This window comes from Pseudomonas sp. HMWF006 (genome assembly GCF_003061205.1).
In the GTDB taxonomy this organism is placed as follows: Bacteria; Pseudomonadota; Gammaproteobacteria; order Pseudomonadales; family Pseudomonadaceae; genus Aquipseudomonas; species Aquipseudomonas monsensis.
The window spans coordinates 1-684 of the sequence record NZ_QAIU01000249.1; the positions used below are offsets into that span (position 1 = coordinate 1).

Annotated in this window: 1 protein-coding gene; it reads right to left on the reverse strand. The window is 60.8% G+C overall.

What is annotated here, in order from left to right; all coding sequences use genetic code 11:
- Positions 1-567: glycine betaine ABC transporter substrate-binding protein (locus DBR24_RS10140; protein WP_305888897.1), on the reverse strand; the 567-nt coding region annotated here is incomplete at its 3' end.
- Positions 568-684 lie beyond the last annotated feature (117 nt).

Consider the following 684-nt stretch of genomic DNA (forward strand, 5'->3'; position numbering starts at 1 on the left):
CTGCACGGCGGCCAGCATGCCCGCCTCGCCCGACTCGACGATCTTGAAATCCTTCAGACCGAAGTGGTTGGTCTCGATCATGGTGTTGATCGTGGTGTTGGCGCCGCTACCCGGTTCGATGCCGTAGATCTTGCCGCCGAGCTGATCCTTGAACCTGGCGATGTCGGCAAAGGTTTTCAGCCCGGCTGCCGCGACGTAATCCGGCACCGCCAGCGTCGCCTGCGCATCCGCCAGGCTCGGCTGGTCCATGACCTTGACTTGATGGGCGGCGAGAAACGGCGCGATGTTGTTGTCCATCGCCGGTTTCCAGTAACCGAGGAAGATGTCCAGACGCTTGTCGCGAATACCGGCAAAGATGATCTGCTGCACCGCGCTGGTCTGCTTGCTCTCGTAGCCGAGGCCGTTGAGCAGCACGTCGGCCATGCCGCTGGTGGCGATGACGTCAGTCCAGTTGACGACGCCCATGCGCACGGTTTTGCACGACACGTCGTCATTGGCCATGGCGCCGGCGCTGAGCAGCGCGCAACCGGTGAGGATTAACGCACAGCGAGTGAAGAGTTTTTTCATTCGGGAGGTCTCGTGCGGCAGCGGATTATTGTCAGGTCGGTGTCTGTTGCACCGTGGCCGAAACATTACGCAGGCGACGAGAGGGAAAGATGAACGGTGGCGACCGTGTTTTGCACA